This is a genomic window from Dokdonella soli (genome assembly GCF_039523175.1).
Taxonomy (GTDB): Bacteria; Pseudomonadota; Gammaproteobacteria; order Xanthomonadales; family Rhodanobacteraceae; genus Dokdonella_A; species Dokdonella_A soli.
In genome coordinates this window covers 294,271-311,756 of record NZ_BAAAEU010000006.1, presented here as the reverse complement: position 1 = coordinate 311,756, position 17,486 = coordinate 294,271, and the positions used below count along the sequence as shown (strand labels likewise).

Genomic DNA, 17,486 nt, shown 5'->3' with positions numbered 1-17,486 from the left:
GTCAGAACGTGGCGCGCACGCCGACGCGGACCGCGCGACCGGGCGCGCTGTACAGGTCGACCGTGCGGCTTTCGGCAAAGCCACCGACTGCGCCCCAGTTCCAGTAGCGGCGGTCGCCGAGATTGGTCAGGGCGCCGAACACCTCAAGTTTCGGCAGTGGCTGCCAGTGCGCATACAGGTCGAACGTCGAATAACCCGGTGCCTTGAACAGCGGCGTCGGCGGCGGCGCGGACGGATCTTGCGACACTGCCGGCGCCGGCAGGCGGTCCTTGCACGCCACGAAGCTGCCGACGAGTTCGGCGCCCCAGCGTTCGCGATCGAATGCGAGCCCTGCCACCGCACGCGAAGGATCGATGCGGGTCAGGGACGTGTGTACGATCTCGTCGTCGCCGCGCGCGATGGCGAGACTGCCCTTGAGGCTCCAGCCGTCCAGCGCCGGCGCGAGCGCACCGAGGTTCAGGCCGTAGCGCGCCTCGGTGCCGCGTATCTTCACGCGCCCCAGATTGATCGACTGGAACAGCATCAGGCCCGATTGCGGATCGACGCCGACGAAGGATTGCGATTCGATGAAGTCGCGATAACGGTTCTCGTAGGCCGATACGCTGAACCAGCCGAGCGCTCCATTCGCGCGCAGGCCAATCTCGAGGCCGTTGCTGGTCTCGGGCTTCAGATGCGGATTGGGTAGCGAGGTATAGCCGAACGCGAGATTGGTGAAACCTATGTTGACGTCGCTGTAGGGCGGCGCGCGGAAACCATGCGCATATTGCGCGAAGGCGGAAACGGCGTCGTTGAAGCGCCAGATCGCGCCGAACTTGGGCGACCAGCTCGTGCTGTCGAGACCGGCCGGCGTAACGCCGGGATTGCCCGCTTCGAAGATCGCATCGGATTTCGGATCGAGCTTGTAGTAGTCCACACGCAGCGCCGGGATCAGGCTGAGCTTGCCGCCGGCCAGGCGTAGCTCGTCCTGGCCGAACGCAGCCGCGGTGGTCGTGCCGGTTACGGGGAAGTCGCGCACCGGAAACGCATCCGGCGGGACGACGTGGGTGATCGCGCCCGTCGTCACGTCGCGCTGCCAGCCGTCGCGCTGCTCAGCCGTGTGCGTGCGCGAGAGGTCCACGCCATACGTGAGGGCGTGCTCGATCGCGCCCGTTGTAGTGGCCTTGCGCGCGATGGCTTCGGCGCCGAATACACGCTGGTCGAATGTGAAGCGACGGAAGCGCTGTTTTGGATTGACCGGACCGGCGTTGCCGATCGTCATGCGATCCTCGAACGTGTCCTGGTCGATCTCGCTGTGTTGCACATAGGCCTTCCAGTCGAGGCCGTCGGCGAACGAGTTCGTGAGCGGGATGCTCTGATCGAAGGAAAACCGCACGCGCTGGCGGTTGTCGTCGCCGCGCAGCGAGGTCGTCCGCGCGCGAGTGAGTGGGCTGTACGATCGGCCGGTCAATACGTTGGTGTCGACATCGCCGCGGTCGCCGTCGATGGTGACGTGATCGACCCGGCCGGAGGTGGCGGTATGCACGTACTTGGCGAGCAGTGCATCGCTGGTGGTGTCCTGTGGATTGGGCCGCGTGCGCGTCGAGTCGGCGCTGTCGACGTCGCCTTTGTTGTTGGTCGCGGCGCCGTCGCGGCGTGTCGCGACGAGCACCACTCCGTTGCGCGCATCGCCGCCGGCCCAGGTGCCGGTGACCGCGCTACCGCGGTTCGTGCTGTCGTAAAGCAGCTTGCCCGAGGCGAATTGGCCACCCTCCTTGCCCAGATAGTCGGCAGGGTCCTTGGTCACGTAGCTCACCACGCCGCCGAGCGCATCGGAGCCGTACAGCGACGATGCGGCGCCACGCACGATCTCGACGCGTTTCAACGCATCAACATCGACCACATCGCGGCCCGCGCTGGAGAAGCTGCCAATCCCGAACGAATCCGGGATGGCGATACCGTCGAGTTCGATGCGCACGCGATTGCCGCCGAGGCCGCGGATGGAAATCCCGCTGGTGCCGAAACGGCCGCCGCCGACATCGCTGCCGGTCGCCGATACGCCGGGCTCGTAGCGCACGAGATCGCCGATACCCTGGACCTGGCGCTGATCGATTTCGGCCGCATCGATGACGCTGACTTCGCTGGCGACATCTTTCTGCGCACGCTCGTTGAGCGTCGCGGTGACGACGATGCGGTCCAGTTCGTCAAAGATCGGCAGGTCGAGCGGATTCGGTTCGTCCGCGTGCGCGCCGGTGGCGAGCAGCATCACCGCGATCCCGGCATGGATTTCTTTCTGCATGGGGTTCCCCAGGGTTCCAGTTCGTCGAAGAACAACTGGCTGGCGGGGAACCGGGATGGCGGCCGGTTCGGGCTGGCGTCGTAGGAAATCGCAAGCGCCGGTGTGTGGCGGCGGCGCCCGGTCCGGATCGCGGTCTGCGCCGCGTGTCGATGCCTACTTGGTCAGGATCAGCTTGTCGTTGCGTGTCAAGCGCAGACGGTATTCCTGGCCAGCGTGCTCGATGACCAACTCGTTCCCTCCCGACAGCAACCGGCGGCTGTCGATGCGCTGGCCGGTGCTCATGCGTACGGTGCCCGTTCCAGCCTGCGCAGTAATATCGGCCGCGCTGATCGGGCTGTCAGTGGTCGTGTGGTGGTGATCGAACATTAGATTCTCCCGCAGTGTGGTCGCGTGCAGATGATAATCATTCTCATTTGACTGTCAATCGGCACGATGTGGGACGCGTTCCGAGGGGAGGGATCAGGCAGCAGCAGGGCCTCATGGATTCCGGAGCCGGAGCGGTACCCGATAAACAGACGCTTCAACTCGAAGTGTGCCGAGGTGGCGGCCGCCACGCGGCCTTCACAATTCTTCATTCGCGATTCCGACACTTCATTCGCGGATGCGCTGCACTGGCGTTCCCTCGCCACGACCGGAGACTTCCCATGCGCAACCCTCTTGCCGCGATCGGCTTGCTGGCCGGCTTCCTGATGGCTCCGCTATCGGCGATCGCCGCAGCGTCTTCCTACCGGGCACCCGAAGCGCTCAACGACGGCTGGCCGGTCCTCGACGCCGGCAAGGCGGGCTGGGACACCGTGAAGTTCGCCGCGCTCGAAGGCCGCGTCGCCGACCAGACCTGGAAAGGCGTCACCAGTGTCGTCATCGCGCAGCACGGCAAGCTTGTCTACGAGAATTATTTCAACGCGGGCGCACGCGACACGCTGAACGACATGCGTTCGGCGACCAAGAGCATCACCACCTTGCTGGCCGGCGCGGCGATCGACCGCGGGCTGATCCCGACCGTGCAGGCGAAGGTCTATGCGTACTTTCAGGACAAGCAGCCCGTGCAGCATCCGGACCAGCGCAAGGGCCTGTTCACGCTCGAAGACCTGCTGACGATGAGTTCGTTGTGGGAATGCAACGACGAGAACGAATTCTCGTCCGGCAACGAGGAACGCATGTACGTGACCGAGGACTGGCTGCAGTTCGCGCTCGACCTGCCGATCAAGGGTTTCGCGCCGTGGATGACCAGGCCGGGCGACAGCCCCTACGGTCGATCCTTTGCGTACTGCACGGCCGGCGCGTTCGTCGCCGGCGCGATCGTCGAGCGCGCGACGCGCTAGCATCTCGATGCGTTCGCCGCCGATGTGCTGGAGCGACCACTAGGCATCACGCAGGTGAAATGGAATTTCGCGCCCGACGGCATCGCGATGGGCGGCGGCGGCACGCGCTACCGCAGCCGCGACCTGGCCAAGCTCGGCGAGCTGGTTGTCGACGGCGGCCGCTGGCACGACCGGCAGCTGATCTCGAAGGCGTGGATAGCAGCGGCGACCACACCGCATGCGAAGGCGCGCGATGATGCGGAATACGGTTATCTGCTGTGGCGCCTGCATTTCCCGTTGCATGGCCGCGACACGCCGGTGTGGGCAATGAGCGGCAACGGCGGCAACTACGTGTTCATGCTGCCCGAACAACAGCTGGTCGCGGTGGTGACGAGCACCGCCTACAACCAGCGTTACGCGCATCCGCAATCGCAGGAGATTTTCCGCGATTTCATCCTGATGGCACTGCCCGCTTCGCGGTGACGAAATCAGCCGGCAGCCATTCCGCAACGAGCACGCGTTCGCGCTCGCGGAAGCCGCCGGCGACAGCCTGGCGCAATGCGTCGATGGCGCCGGCACGGTTGTCGATGCGTTGTCGCAGCAACGCGACTTCGAGCCAGTCGTCCCGCGTTGCGGTCGCCCGCGCGCGCGGTTTCGGCGGCACGTGCGGTGATCCAGTCGACGCTGGCAGGCGGCGTCGCAAACAGGTGCACGAGCGTCTGCGGCAGGCTCTGGTGCGGGCGCAGCGCGGACGCCTTCGCGAAGGCCCGCGCCGCGCCCGCGCGATCGCCGTGCAGCAACGCGAGTTCGCCGGCGAGCAGGAACAGCTCCGGATGCGAAGGCCGACGCTGCGCTTCGGCCAGCGGGGTTTCCGCTTCGGCGTAGCGACCCTGCGCGAACAGGAAGCGTGGATAGGCGACGTTGCCGAATACGTTGTCGGGATACAACCGGAACAGTTTCGCGTAGCGCTGCTCGGCCTCGGCGATGAAGCCGAGCAGCTCGAGGTTGCGCGCGATCTGCAGATCCAGGAAGCGCAGCTTCACGCCGGTCCTCGCGACCGCGAGGTTCGCCCGCAGCGCGTCGGCGAGCCGCCCCTTGACCACGTAGAGATTCGCGACCGAGGCCAGGCTTTCGCTGCGCGCGCCCGGATCCAGCGCGACCGCGCGTTCGTACTCGCGGATCGCCGTGTCGACGTCGCCCCGGCAGTCGAACGAATACGCGAGCGCGGCATGCGCGGCGCTGTCGTCGGGCGTGCGCGCGAGCACGCTCTCGGCGAGCTGCTGTGCGCGCTCGGCGGAGGCCGGGCTGCCGTTGTACAGGCACATGCGCGCGCTCAGGGCACGGCTCAGGCCGACGCGCGCACCCGCGTTGCCCGCGTCGGCGGCGAGCGCCTGCTCGTACAGGCCGATCGCACGGTCGTTGTTGTCGGCCTGGCCGATGTCGGCGTAGTAGCGCGCGCGTTGGATCAGTTCGTCCGCCGCCGCGGTGGTGGAGACCGGTGCCGGCGAAGCATGGCGGCGTACCTGCCACCACGCGGTCGCCACGAGTGCGACCAACGCCAGCATCGCGCCTGCGAGGAGTGCGGCACGCGGCCATCCGGAAACGGAAGCGGGCGGCTTCGGCGGGACGGTCTCGGCCTCCAGCCTGCGCGGCGGGCTGCACAGTTGATAGCCGCGCCCGCGCACCGAGCGGATGTAGCGCGGATTCCGACCGTCGTCGCCGAGCGCCTGCCGCAGCAGCTTCACGCGCTGCGTCACGGTTTCCTCGTTGACGAGTGCCGGTGCCCAGACGTGCTCGATCAGCGCGTCGAAACCCACGACGCGGTCACCCTGCGCCATCAGATGGCACAGCAGCCGGAAACTCAGACCGCTGACCTCGATCAGCACTCCGTCACGCTCGACCCGTTGCCGCGCGACGTCGACGTGCAGGTCGTCCAGCACGTAGATGGCAGCCCCGATGTCGTTCGCGTGTTGCATCGGGCCGCATCGTAGCGAAAGCACACGCGGCACGGTCGGCGTGCGGCTTCCGGCGCGCGTGGCAAGACGCGAAGCCGTGGAACCGGCACGATGAGGCCGCCGGGAGTGTTCATGCAAACTCTGCTCATTTCGACCGCCGCGGTCGCGGTCGCTGATCCTCGCTGCGAAATACCGCCGGCCCTGGCCGATCTGCATCGGCATCCTCTGCGCGATCCTGGTCAATCACGCGATCGCGGGCTCGGTCGGCGCGCTGGTCGCGCAATGGCTGACACCGCTGCAGCTCAAGCGGATCGTCGCGGTGGGCTTCTTCGCGGTCGCCGCATGGACACTGGTGCCCGACCAGGCGGACGCAAGCAGTGCCGTCCGCGGTTCGGGCCACGGCGTGCTGGTCGCCACGACGATCGCGTACTTTCTCGCCGAGATGGGCGACAAGACCCAGGTCGCGACCGTCGTGCTCGCGGCGCAATACCACCCGCTCTGGCAAGTGATCGTCGGCACCACGGCCGGCATGCTGCTGGTGAACCTGCCGGTGGTCTGGCTTGGAACGCGTTCGGCCGCGAAGCTGCCGCTCAGGTCCGCGCGGATCAGCGCGGCCGCGCTGTTTGCGGCATTGGGACTGTGGATCGTGCTGACTTAGGCCGCGCTGCGACAGCCGCGAAGCAGGTTCTCGGGCATCGGAGAGGCATTCGCGGCGGTCGCCGCGCTGTTTACAACGCGTCCGCGTCGAGCTCGCCGGTGCGGATGCGCACGACGCGGTCGAGTTGCCAGACGAAGATCTTGCCGTCGCCGATCTTGCCGGTGTTAGCCGCATGCGTGATCGCTTCGACCACGCGCTCGAGCTGATCGTCGGCGACCGCGACCTCGAGCTTGATCTTTGGCAGGAAGTCGACCACGTATTCGGCGCCGCGGTACAACTCGGTGTGGCCCTTCTGGCGGCCGAAGCCCTTGACCTCGGTGACCGTGATGCCGGCAACGCCGACCTCGGCGAGCGCTTCCCGGACCTCGTCGAGCTTGAACGGCTTGATGATCGCCATGACCATCTGCATGGTCGTCTCCCTGCTGCTGCATGCGTTCAGGCGATCATAGCGGATCGTTCCGCGTAGGAATTCTCTTACAGTGGGTTCCGAATTCCGCGGCTGGCGCTGCACCGCGCACCGGCTAGACTGGCTGGGCGGGGAGATGCATCGAGGGAACGATGCGGCAGGGAAGCTCCGGCCGGTGGCGAACGCGACGCGTGCGCCACCGGCCGACCCCACGGATGCGGCCCGCGCAGCGCGGTCCGCGGCGCCGGGGCACGCAGGAAGCGCCGTCGCGAGGGCCGGCACAAGGTCGCGCGACGTTCCGATCCACGCCGGATTCTTTCCACGCTACAGGGTAAGCAATGATCAACGTGCATTCGATCGACGAACTCGCGCAGCGGCTCGCCGCACTGGTTCCACCGGACCTCGCGCAGGCGCGTGACGATATGGCCGCAACGTTCCGCAGCGCGCTGCAATCGGGCCTGCGCGGGCTCGACCTGGTCACGCGCGAGGAGTTCGACGTGCAGCGCTGTGTGCTGTTGCGCACGCGCGAGAAGATCGAGGAGCTCGAGCAGAAGATCTTCGCGCTCGAACGCAGCCTCGGCGGTGGTCCGGAACTGCCGCCGAAGCACTGAGCGCGCGGGACCCGCTTCGTCTTCCACCAATGCGCCGCGTCGCGCGGCGTGCTGGCGCGCGCGTCCGCCGCAACCGGATCGCGAGACATGCGCAACGCCTCATCCAATGATTTCCCGGGACGCCCGCTGCCTTGCGCAGCTCACCCCAAGGCGGGGGCAGTGGGCTCTTTTCCTCCCGGCGCGCGCGGCGCATGAGCCTCGCCGTCGTCTACAGCCGCGCGCAGGACGGCATCGGCGCGCCGCTGGTCGCCTGCGAGGTGCATCTGTCCGGCGGCTTGCCTGGCACCTCGATCGTGGGCCTGCCGGAAACTGCGGTGAAGGAGGCGCGCGACCGCGTGCGCGCGGCGATCCTCAATGCGCAGATGGATTACCCACAGCGGCGCGTCACGGTCAATCTGGCGCCTGCCGACCTGCCCAAGGACGGCGGCCGCTTCGATCTGCCGATCGCACTCGGCATCCTCGCCGCGAATGGCGGCGTGCCACGCGAGGCGTTGGATGACTACGAGTTCATCGGCGAACTCGCGCTGTCCGGTGAGTTGCGTGCGGTGCATGGCGTGCTGCCCGCCGTGTTGCAAGCGATGCAGCGTGGTCGCCGGGTCGTAGTGCCGCGCGGCAACGGCGGCGAGGCCGCGCTGGTTGGCGGCGCCGACGTGCGCGTGGCCGGTTCGCTGCTCGAGGTCTGCGCGCATCTGGCCGGCCGCGCCGACCTTCCGGCCGCGCAGACGGATGCCGAGCCCAGTGCCGAGGCCGTTGCGCCGCTGTCCGATCTCGCCGAGGTGCGCGGCCAGCAGCAGGCGCGGCGCGCACTCGAGATCGCCGCGGCGGGGACCCACAATCTGCTGCTGGTCGGGCCGCCCGGCACCGGCAAGACCATGCTCGCCAGCCGCCTGCCCGGCATCCTGCCGCCGCTCGCCGAACACGAGGCGCTCGAGCTCGCGGCGGTGCGCTCGGTTGCGGGCCACGACACCGATATCGCTTCCTGGAAACGACGCGCGTTCCGCGCGCCGCATCACACCGCTTCGGCGGTCGCACTGGTCGGCGGCGGCTCGGTTCCGCGGCCCGGTGAGGTCTCGCTTGCGCACCACGGCGTGCTGTTCCTCGACGAACTGCCCGAATTCGACCGCCACGTGCTCGAGGTGCTGCGCGAACCGCTCGAGTCCGGCCGCATCGCGATCTCGCGCGCGGCGCGCCAGGCCGAGTTCCCGGCGCGCTTCCAGCTGGTCGCGACGATGAACCCGTGTCCTTGCGGCTACGCCGGCGATCCGGGCGGGCGCTGCCGCTGCACGCCGGATGTGATCGCGCGCTATCGGTCGCGGCTGTCCGGCCCGCTGCTCGATCGCATCGACCTCAAGCTCGAGATGCCGCGCGTGCCGCATGCCGAACTGCGCGGTACTGCGAGCGGAGAGAGCAGCGCCGTCGTGCGCGCGCGGGTGATCGCCGCGCGTGCGCACCAGATCGCTCGCGCCGGCAAGCCGAATGCGTGGCTCGGCAACCGCGAGGTCGAACGCGACTGCGTGCTCGACGCGCGCCTGCATACGCTGCTCGATCGCGCGGTCGAGCGCCTTGGCCTGTCCGCGCGCGCCTACCACCGCGTGCTGCGCGTCGCGCGCACGATCGCCGATCTTGCCGACAGCGCGCGCATCGATGCGGCGCATCTGTCCGAGGCGATCCAGTACCGGCGTTTTGAAGGCTGAGGGCTGAGAGGCGCGGACTGCCCGCACTCCCGCTCCGTCGCGATATTCCTCCCCCTGCAAGATCGCGCCTGCCGTTCTCCCGCAACAGGTTGGGCGAGCCGCCTCTCAGCCCTCAGCCCTTCACCGGCTATGATCCAAGCCGGAGCCCGATGCCATGAACGCGATCCACCACACCTACTGGCTGCTCGCCGGCGCCGCGGCGCTGGTGCTGGCCGGCATCGGCTCCAGCCTGATCGCGCGGCGCTTCGGCGCGCCCTTGCTGCTGGTGTTCCTCGTGCTCGGCATGCTCGCCGGCATCGACGGGCCCGGCGGCATCCATTTCGAGGACTACACAGCGACCTACCGGATCGGCTTGTTCGCGCTCGCGATCATCCTGTTCGACGGCGGTCTGCGCACGCGCCGCGAAAGTTTCCGCGGCGTGCTCGCGCCGACCCTGTTGCTGGCGACGGTGGGTGTCGTGATCACCGCCGCGCTGACCGGGCTCGCCGCACGCTGGCTGCTCGATCTCGGCGCGGTCGAGGCGCTGCTGCTCGGTGCGGTCGTCGCCTCGACCGATGCGGCCGCGGTGTTCTTCCTGCTGCGCGCCGGCGGCCTGCAGCTGCGTTCGCGCGTCGGCGCGACGCTCGAGATCGAATCCAGCGCGAACGATCCGGTCGCGGTGCTGCTGACCACGCTTCTGGCAGGCTATCTGGCCGCGCCACAGGCGCTTGGGCCGGGCGCATTCGCTCTGGAACTCATCGCGCAGTTCGGCGTCGGTGCGCTGGCCGGCGTGGCGGCTGGCTTCGCGATCGCGTTCGCGCTGCGCACGCTGCCGCTGTCGGGGGGACTCGCCGCGCTGTTCCTGCTCGCCGCCGCGCTGCTCGTGTTCGGTGTCACCGGCACGCTGCATGGCAGCGCGTTCCTGGCCGTCTATATTGCTGGCGTGATCGTCGGCAACCGCAACGTGCCGGGCCTTGCGAACCTGCTGTCAGTACTCGATGCGGGGACCTGGTTGTGCCAGATCGTGATGTTCCTCGTGCTGGGTCTCCTGGCGACACCGCACACGCTCGGCGATGCGTTGTGGCCCGCGCTCGGCGTCGCCGCGTTCCTGATGCTGGTCGGCCGACCGCTCGCGGTGACTGCGTGCCTCGCGCCGTTCCGGTATGGCAAGCGCGAGGTCGGTTTCGTCGCCTGGGTCGGCCTGCGCGGCGCGGTCGGCATCTTCCTCGCCTCGATCCCGATGCTGATGCGCCTGCCGCATGCGACGTTGATCTTCAACGTCGCATTCATCGTCGTGCTCGCGTCGCTGCTCGTGCAGGGCTGGACGCTCGGCCTCGCCGCGCGCCTGCTCGACGTCGCGCTGCCGCGCCGTGACCGCGCGATCCGCCGCGTCGAACTCGATCTTCCCGGTTCGCTGGAGCGCGAGCTGGTCGGCTACCAGGTCGCACCCGGCGCCTCGATCCTCGGCGGCGCCGCCGCGCCGGGCTGGGCGCAGCTCACGATGATCGTGCGTGGCGGCGCGATCCTGATGCCCGAAACGGCCGGCGCTCTTGCGGTCGGCGATTACGCCTACCTGCTCGCGCCGCCAGGCCGCGTGTACCGACTCGACTGGCTGTTCGCGCCGCCGGACGAGGCCCGTGAGGCCGAGCGTGAGATGTTCGGCGAGTTCAGCTTCGACGCGCACGTGCGGCTTGCCGATGTAGCCAGCTTCTATGATCTGCCGATTCGCGCGAAGGACGCGCCGTTGACCCTGGCCGAGCATTTCGCGCGCAAGTTCGAGCACACGATCGAGGTCGGCGACCGCGTGCGTCTCGGGCCGGTCACGCTGGTCGCGCGCGAACTCTCCGACGACGGCGTGGCCAAGGTCGGGCTCAAGCTCGAGCGCATCGGCGGCGCGCTGGCGCGACGCGCTTGGTTCGCGGGCGGCCTTGCGAAACTGTTCGCGCGCCGTTGAAACTGGCGCGTCGCGCCATCACGCTGCACCGATGAGGAAACCAGCGCTGCGCGTATGCGGCATGATGTCCGCTGCGTTTCACCAGAGGAACCTTTGAGCAGCTGTCATCCCGGCGAAAGCCGGGATCCAGCTCGACAGCCTCTCATTGAAAAACTGGATTCCGGCTTTCGCCGGAATGACGAGCTTTTTTGAGTTCCTATTATTCTCGACAGACCGCTGCCCATGCACGCTCGCCTCGCCGAACCCAAGCCGTCTGATCCGGTCCTTGTACCGCCGCTCGGTGGAAACCGCGCGATCGCGGAGCGCCTGCGCGCAATGGCCGTCCGCGGCCGGCCCGGCGTGCTCGGCGTGGTCGTCGAAACGGGCGGCTCCACCTATCGCAAACCTGGCGCACTGATCCTGCTCGATGCTGACGGCACGCGGATCGGCGCGTTGTCCGGTGGCTGTCTTGAAGCCGAACTCGAAACGCGCGCACGCGCGGTGCTCATGACCGGCATCGCGGCCGATGCGCATTTCGACACCAGCGGCGACGAGGACCGCGTGTTCGGTTCCGGCACCGGCTGTGGCGGCTCCACGCGCCTGCTGCTGCTGCCGCTGCCGGCTGTGGCGTCGCCGTTGCGTGATGCGTTGATCGAGGCGGACACACACGGTCTCACGGCGACTCTTGCGCTGGCGACTGGCACGGACAACCTCGGTGCCGGCGAGGCGTGTGTCGGCAAGGAGCGCTATCGCTTTGATCGCGACGGTTCACCACTCGATGGCGCGGCCGAACTCGACGCGCCGATCGAGCTGACGATCCGTCCGTGCGCGCGTCTGCTGCTGCTCGGCGCGGGACCGGAAACGCGGCCGCTGCTAAGGCTGACGCGCCTGCTCGGCTGGCAGGTCGAACTGGCCGAGCACCGCGAACGCTGGGCGCGCTTCGCCGACGGCAGCGGCATCGACTGCCTGCATGACGATGGTCAGGATGCGTTGCCGGCATTGCTGAAACGCGTGCGCTTCGACGCCGCGCTGGTGATGAACCACAACTACCATCTCGACGCGCGCTGCCTGAGTCATCTCGCTGCGAGCGGCATCGGCTACGTCGGCCTGCTCGGACCGGCCGCGCGCCGCGACGATCTGCTGGCGGAGATCGGCGCCGACGTCGCCGCGTCGCTGCGTCCACGCCTGCATGCGCCGGTCGGCCTGCCACTCGGTGGCGAGGGCGCGGAGGCGATCGCGTTGGCGATCGCGGCGCAGTTGCAGGGTGAGTTCTCACGTGATGCGCGCGCCTGACGCCGGAGCGCCGGGCGCGCAGCACGACGTTGCACGCGATCACCCGGAGCATGCGGCTATCCTGCTTGCCGCGGGCGCGTCAACGCGGCTGGGTCACGCCAAGCAGCTGGTCGAGATCGACGGCGAGCCGCTGTTGCGGCGAGTCGCGCGCGCGCTGCTTGCGACGGCACCGCGGGAACTTGTCATCGTGCTCGGTCATGACGCGGACCGCATGCGCGACGCGCTGATGGGCTTGCCATTGCGAACGATCGTCGCCGACGATCACGCCAGCGGCCTCTCAGCCTCGCTGCGCGCCGGTGTCGCCGCGCTTGACCCGCACTGCGCTGGCGCACTGATCGCGTTGACCGACCAGCCTGCACTCGACGCGACGCATCTTCTCGTGCTGTGCGATGCATGGCGCGCGGCACCTGAGCACGCGGTCGCGAGCGCGTATGCGGACGTGCTCGGTGTGCCTGCGTTGCTGCCGCGCGCATGGTTTGCGGAGATCGCGAAACTGCACGGTGATGTCGGTGCGCGCGAGCTGCTGCGCGCACGCGAAGGAGATGTCGTCGCGATCGCCGCACCTGCGCTCGAACGCGATCTCGACACGCCCACCGATCTGCGCTGACCACTGCGTTACCCAAGAAGCTCCGAATTATCCTCCCCGACCAGGTGTCGGGGAGAGACCGTGCCCGCAGCCGTGGTGGCGCTTCAAGCCCTCTCCCCCAAGGCTTTTCCTTGGGGGAGAGGGTTGGGTGAGGGGGCGGGGCCGCACGTCGTGCAAGGCTGCGATTTTCGCGACACATCCCAAGCAAGCGCGCTTCGATGACGGCGTCTGCAACTTTGCAGGGTCTCATTCCACATGTAGCGCCGCCCCCCCCACCCCAGCCCTCCTCACGCGTCCCTGCGCTCGCGAAGTCCGGTCCGCACATCCCTGTGCGGCCGTTCGCTGGCGCGCGGCAGTGCCGCGCGAAAGCCCGACTCACCCCCAACGATGAAGCCGTTGGGGGTGAGGGGGCCAAAGCCGAGTCTCCGTCGTCAACGGCCAGCCGCATGAAGTCGACGCGCCGGCCGACATGCCCCTGCTGTAGGTATTGCGCGATCTGGTCGGACTGACCGGCACCAAGTTCGGTTGCGGCATGGCGCTGCGCGGCGCCTGCACCGTGCATGTCGACGGCCAGCCGATCCGTTCCTGCGTGACGCCGGCCTCATCGGTCGCCGGCAAGGCGATCACGACCATCGAAGGCCTGTCGAAGGACGGCACCCACCCGGTGCAGCGCGCCTGGCAGGAAGTCGATGTCGTGCAGTGCGGCTATTGCCAGTCCGGTCAGGTCATGGCCGCGGCCGCGCTGATCAAGCGGAAGCCCGAGCCGAGCGACGCCGACATCGACGCCGCGATGGCCGGCAACCTGTGCCGCTGCGGAACCTACCAGCGTATTCGCTTGGCAGTGCATCGCGCGGCGGAGCTGTCAAAGGAGAGCGGTCATGTGGCGTGAAGACATGAATCTTTCCGATCTCGTGCAGCGCGCGGGAACACCATCCCCACCCAACCCTCCCCTTGAAGGGGAGGGCTTTGAGAGCAGCGCTCACCATAAAGCGAGCAGGCGTGCGTTCTTGAAGTCCGCGGGGAGCATCTCGGCCGGACTTGTTGTGGCGTGCTTCATTCCGACCGCGATGCGCAAGGCGCTCGCCGAAGCCGCGCCGGCCGCGAAGCCGCCGGTCTCGCCGAATGCGTTCATCCACATCGCACCGGACAACAGCGTGACCGTGCTGCTCAAGCATTCGGAGATGGGCCAGGGCGTGTGGACCTCGATCCCGATGGTCGTCGCCGAGGAACTCGGTTGCGACTGGAAAACGATCAAGGTCGAGCATGCTCCCGCTGCGCCGGAATACGCGCACACCGCGTTCGGCATCCAGATGACCGGCGGCGCCATCCGCTAGCTGGCTACACGTTTCGTCTCAGGTCAACGCCGCTCACGTATATGGATCAGCGCCAGTCCGTGAAACGTCCGGCAATTGCGTCTTTGGCTAGCTTTTGCAAGCGTGGTGAAGGATCGCTATTCGCCAGCCTTGCGAGTGCCTGGTTGGCCCGTTCTGGAACAAGCGATCGCGCCATGGTGAGCAAATGGATACGTGCGTCGAGTGGCGAACCGACGATTGCGGAAATTGCCCGGGATCGAGAGTCAAACATGAATTGAGGCCACGTATTGCGAGTCGAATGTGTCATCAAGTTGATGGACACCGAGAGGTCCGGTGGCGCGACCTGCGCATGCACGTCTGCGAATGCCTCGTAGAACATCACTTCTTCGCATCCCAGGTGCCACCTGCCTAACGGATCAAGTGCCGGAACATCACCGAGCTCATATGGACGATACGGTTCGCGCATGCGATAGAGATCTGTGTCATAACCGGATCCCGTATATCCGACCGTCAATAAGTTGAAGTTGTGGTTGTGATAGGCGTCATAGCCGAATGCCATGGCCTCGCGGTCGCTAAGTTTGGATAGCTGGTGCTGAGGCACCCAGAAATTGACACGCAGCAGATAGTTGTCCGTAACCCGGATAACCATCGATTGGTAGTTGTAGGCATTGCCTTGCTGGAATTCCTGGGCGCGATTCAACAACGCATCTACCAGCCAATCACCAAGGAAGTATTTGTTCGCCGCCAACCGCTGCAAGGCAGGTGCCGACGCGATGATTGATTCGTTGTCGCGAAAATCGATCGTCGCCTCGATGTGCTCGATGTACTCAGGCAGCGATATCGGGCTGCACTCGACCCGTGCGATCTTGATAGGCATGCAATCGCTCAGGTCCGGCCGGCAAGCACACGCGATGCGGTGGTTCTGATATCCAGGTGCTCGTCGTCTATTGCGCGAGCCAACAGCGAATCGAGCGATTCGGTATCCAGCTCTGCCATAAACTGGATCGCTTTCCAGCGCAGGAAATGCCACGGGCTGTCCAATAGGTTGGTGCACAGTTCAGGCAGTCGCGGATGATCGCTGACCTTCAGGAAATCCATCGCAAGCGAAGTCCGGGATGCGCTGACATCGCTTGGATACAGCAGTTTTGCCTCAAGAGTGGCTCGTTCGAAGCCCCACACGAATGGAAGCGCCTTTTTCAACGAGATGCGGGCCAGGACAGTTGGCCGGTCACTGCGATATTCATGAGCAGTCAACCGCTCGCTGTTGGCACGCACTGTGTGAAAGCTTTCGACTCGACGGCATTCGAGCTGATCGAGTCGCGCCCCCGGCATGAATACGTCGTTGCGTTCGACGGTTGGTGCGTCATAGGAGGAAACAAGAATTTCAGCTTCCCTATCCAGCACAACATAAATGACGCTACTAGCGTCCGAGTACAGAAGCGTTGTTGTCTCCGCATCGCCAGCGGGCAATGCACATAGATCCAGGCGACACTCCCGATCTTCATAGAGTGCAACGCGCCCGGGAACCACTCGATCCGGCGTGTAGCTGATGTCGTCGCCCAGTCTCTCAATTTCTGATGACACCAATGCCTGGAGAGTCCCGGAGCGATGAGTGTCCTCTACGGCACTCGCGAATTGCAGGAGCGCCTCTTGGTACGAACGGTTTAACCAGGCTCTGCCAGCGGCGGCCAACCACACGAGCTGCTGCTTGTGGTCGGCATCGGCGCCTAGCGTAACCGCTCTCGAGTAGATCATGGCTTGGTAGGAGCTTCTGAAGACGATCGTTGGGAAGCGCGATCACGATGCAAAATCACGTCCGAGGCGCAGCGCCTCGAACGCGATCAGGGTAGGAATCACCCAACGACTTCAGCTGCGGCGAATACAGCTATCGTGCTCTTGCTGTCAGGCACCTCGGAGGCAAGCTGCATCGCGCCCGGAAGATCAGGCAACTTTCCGACCTTCAGCGACTCGAACGCAAACACCGCTTTGCTATCCGGTGCTTCGGAAGCGAGCTGTACTGAATTGGGGAGGTCAGGCAATTTATGCATGTAACTTCTCCTTGGTGGACTTGCGGTTGTAGATCACTCTCAAGCGACCGCTTGGCTCGCACGAGGCTCACATTGTGCAACAATCCCACTTTGAACGTCGACGTCAGCCCTCGGCGCAGTTGACCGTTCGATACAAACTAAAGAGAGAATTTGCGACTGGCGTGGACGTTAGCGGCGTCGCCCGTTCTCGTCCCACACCGTGCCGAGCGGGTCGAATTCGAGCATAGTTCTCCGATCTGCACGCGGTCCGAAGCCACAGACGACGATCGGACTTTCCTGCAACGGATCGAGGCCTAGCGCCTTTTCGATGTCGATCTCGTTGATTGCTGCGGTGACGTAGGCGCCAAGCCCGAGTTCGGTTGCAGCCAGATAGAGGTTCTGCGAGACGTGGCCGGCTTCGAGCACGATCGCGCGATAGGCCTTCGGATGATTGCGGTATTTCCAGAACGTGCGGCGGAACCGCGCCGTCAGGACCACCAGCACATGCGCGTTGGAAAAGAAATCCTGACCAGCGACGAAGCGGTTGGCCAATTCGTACGCGGCGTCGGCATCGAGCGGCGTCAGCGGTTCCAGTGCATGCTCGGCGACGTGATAGTGGTAGAGACCTGACGCAAAACCTTCGACGCCGCGTACCAGCAGATACGCTTCGAGCGGATGCAGGCCGCCGCCGGACGGGTTGGATTTCTTCAGTCCCATGGCGCCGGGAATCACTTCCACCACGTCGTGGCAGCCGAGCACGCGGTGGAGCAGATCGCTGAAGTCTGCTTCACCGAGGAGACTGCCGGTGTCGAAGTTGCGGCAAGTTGCGCGACGACGGAACAGCGTATCTAGTGCCGATCTACGCGGCTGCGACAGTGTCTGCCGTTGGTCTTTCTCCACGCGCTCAGTCAGGTGTGAGGGCGGAGCTCCGTGTTCGCGGACGAGGTCGGTCAACGTACGGTGGCGGGTGACGTGAACATCCTCACCGGAACCAGCGTCACTCCAGCGACTGAAGTAGTGTGCAACCGCAGACAGCGGTCGCCAATGTCCTGCCCGCACGGCTTCGTCGCGTTCGCGAATACCCATATGGTGCGGGCCATCGCCGATCAGCAGACCTTTCCTCAGCAGGGACTCGATAACTGCGCTGGCAACACGTTGCGCAAGCAGACCGATCGACGTCCATGAGGTCTCACCCATGGTCCCGAGTGCGGTGAGTTCACTCGCATCGATCTTGATCTCCGCGTCGAGATGCGGAGCGAGCGCGATCCACTCGATGTTTGCGGCGAGTACGTTGCCACCCGCAAAAAGCCCGGCGAGGTCGAGCGTCAACTGTTCGCGCGGCTCGATCATCAAGATGGCGCAACGGCGAACCTGAGTGTGATGGAACATGGACGATCCGGGGCTTGCGTTCGACTCGTCAGTGTCGCAGATGAGGTTGGCAGGTGTCGCCGGGTT

The 17,486-nt window shown here is 66.1% G+C and carries 18 protein-coding genes; 10 read left to right on the top strand and 8 right to left on the bottom strand.

The features are described 5' to 3' along the window. Nucleotide 1: 1 nt before the first annotated feature. Both ABD002_RS07045 and hemP read right to left on the bottom strand, forming a co-directional pair. Entirely contained in the window at nt 2-2,275 is a 2,274-nt protein-coding gene (locus tag ABD002_RS07045) for a TonB-dependent hemoglobin/transferrin/lactoferrin family receptor (RefSeq protein ID WP_343788636.1), read from the bottom strand. Between the two features lie 153 nt (nt 2,276-2,428). Further along, nucleotides 2,429-2,641, bottom strand: a complete 213-nt coding sequence (gene hemP / locus ABD002_RS07040) for a hemin uptake protein HemP (RefSeq protein WP_343788633.1) — start codon at nt 2,639-2,641, stop codon at nt 2,429-2,431. Nucleotides 2,642-2,919: 278 nt separating this feature from the next. Here hemP and ABD002_RS07035 point away from each other — a divergent pair, with 278 nt between their 5' ends. Further along, the gene (locus tag ABD002_RS07035) at nt 2,920-3,597 is read left to right on the top strand and encodes a serine hydrolase domain-containing protein (RefSeq protein ID WP_343788630.1); all 678 of its coding nucleotides are present in this window, start codon (nt 2,920-2,922) and stop codon (nt 3,595-3,597) included. Between the two features lie 54 nt (nt 3,598-3,651). Beyond that, nucleotides 3,652-4,059, top strand: coding sequence for a serine hydrolase domain-containing protein (locus ABD002_RS07030; protein WP_343788627.1), 408 nt, complete (start codon nt 3,652-3,654; stop codon nt 4,057-4,059). A gap of 5 nt (nt 4,060-4,064) precedes the next feature. On the opposite strand, the gene ABD002_RS07025 is transcribed toward ABD002_RS07030, so the two are convergent. Then, nucleotides 4,065-5,552: a winged helix-turn-helix domain-containing protein gene (locus ABD002_RS07025; protein WP_343788624.1), complete on the bottom strand. Its 1,488-nt coding sequence runs from the start codon at nt 5,550-5,552 to the stop codon at nt 4,065-4,067. A 151-nt stretch (nt 5,553-5,703) separates the two neighbouring features. Between ABD002_RS07025 and ABD002_RS07020 the strand changes: the two genes are divergently transcribed. Continuing rightward, entirely contained in the window at nt 5,704-6,189 is a 486-nt protein-coding gene (locus ABD002_RS07020; protein WP_343789393.1) for a TMEM165/GDT1 family protein, read from the top strand. 70 nt (nt 6,190-6,259) lie between these two features. Here the strand turns inward: ABD002_RS07020 and ABD002_RS07015 are convergent, their stop codons facing one another. Next, nucleotides 6,260-6,598 (bottom strand): P-II family nitrogen regulator, encoded by a 339-nt coding sequence (locus ABD002_RS07015; RefSeq protein ID WP_343788621.1) that lies wholly within the window; start codon nt 6,596-6,598, stop codon nt 6,260-6,262. A gap of 335 nt (nt 6,599-6,933) precedes the next feature. Between ABD002_RS07015 and ubiK the strand changes: the two genes are divergently transcribed. The 7 genes from ubiK (at nt 6,934) to ABD002_RS06980 (ending at nt 14,025) form a co-directional block, all read left to right on the top strand. Continuing rightward, nucleotides 6,934-7,206, top strand: coding sequence for a ubiquinone biosynthesis accessory factor UbiK (ubiK, locus tag ABD002_RS07010; RefSeq protein WP_343788618.1), 273 nt, complete (start codon nt 6,934-6,936; stop codon nt 7,204-7,206). A gap of 191 nt (nt 7,207-7,397) precedes the next feature. Then, the gene (locus ABD002_RS07005; RefSeq protein WP_343788615.1) at nt 7,398-8,900 is read left to right on the top strand and encodes a YifB family Mg chelatase-like AAA ATPase; all 1,503 of its coding nucleotides are present in this window, start codon (nt 7,398-7,400) and stop codon (nt 8,898-8,900) included. A gap of 154 nt (nt 8,901-9,054) precedes the next feature. Continuing rightward, nucleotides 9,055-10,833: a potassium/proton antiporter gene (locus ABD002_RS07000; protein WP_343788612.1), complete on the top strand. Its 1,779-nt coding sequence runs from the start codon at nt 9,055-9,057 to the stop codon at nt 10,831-10,833. Between the two features lie 222 nt (nt 10,834-11,055). Continuing rightward, nucleotides 11,056-12,105, top strand: coding sequence for an XdhC family protein (locus tag ABD002_RS06995; protein ID WP_343788609.1), 1,050 nt, complete (start codon nt 11,056-11,058; stop codon nt 12,103-12,105). After that, complete coding sequence (locus ABD002_RS06990; protein WP_343788606.1) at nt 12,092-12,712, top strand: nucleotidyltransferase family protein; 621 nt, start codon at nt 12,092-12,094, stop codon at nt 12,710-12,712. Before ABD002_RS06995 ends, ABD002_RS06990 begins: the two co-directional genes overlap by 14 nt. Before the next feature lie 466 nt (nt 12,713-13,178). Beyond that, nucleotides 13,179-13,580, top strand: a complete 402-nt coding sequence (locus ABD002_RS06985) for a (2Fe-2S)-binding protein (protein WP_425545124.1) — start codon at nt 13,179-13,181, stop codon at nt 13,578-13,580. After that, complete coding sequence (locus ABD002_RS06980; RefSeq protein ID WP_343788603.1) at nt 13,570-14,025, top strand: molybdopterin cofactor-binding domain-containing protein; 456 nt, start codon at nt 13,570-13,572, stop codon at nt 14,023-14,025. The genes ABD002_RS06985 and ABD002_RS06980 overlap by 11 nt, the downstream gene beginning before the upstream one ends. 46 nt (nt 14,026-14,071) lie before the next feature. On the opposite strand, the gene ABD002_RS06975 is transcribed toward ABD002_RS06980, so the two are convergent. The 4 genes from ABD002_RS06975 to ABD002_RS06960 form a co-directional block, all read right to left on the bottom strand. After that, nucleotides 14,072-14,881 (bottom strand): hypothetical protein, encoded by an 810-nt coding sequence (locus ABD002_RS06975; protein ID WP_343788600.1) that lies wholly within the window; start codon nt 14,879-14,881, stop codon nt 14,072-14,074. An 8-nt stretch (nt 14,882-14,889) separates the two neighbouring features. Beyond that, nucleotides 14,890-15,759 (bottom strand): hypothetical protein, encoded by an 870-nt coding sequence (locus ABD002_RS06970; RefSeq protein WP_343788597.1) that lies wholly within the window; start codon nt 15,757-15,759, stop codon nt 14,890-14,892. A gap of 98 nt (nt 15,760-15,857) precedes the next feature. Beyond that, nucleotides 15,858-16,052: a hypothetical protein gene (locus tag ABD002_RS06965; RefSeq protein ID WP_343788594.1), complete on the bottom strand. Its 195-nt coding sequence runs from the start codon at nt 16,050-16,052 to the stop codon at nt 15,858-15,860. A gap of 168 nt (nt 16,053-16,220) precedes the next feature. Continuing rightward, nucleotides 16,221-17,420, bottom strand: a complete 1,200-nt coding sequence (locus tag ABD002_RS06960) for a putative peptide maturation dehydrogenase (RefSeq protein ID WP_343788591.1) — start codon at nt 17,418-17,420, stop codon at nt 16,221-16,223. Nucleotides 17,421-17,486: the final 66 nt, after the last annotated feature.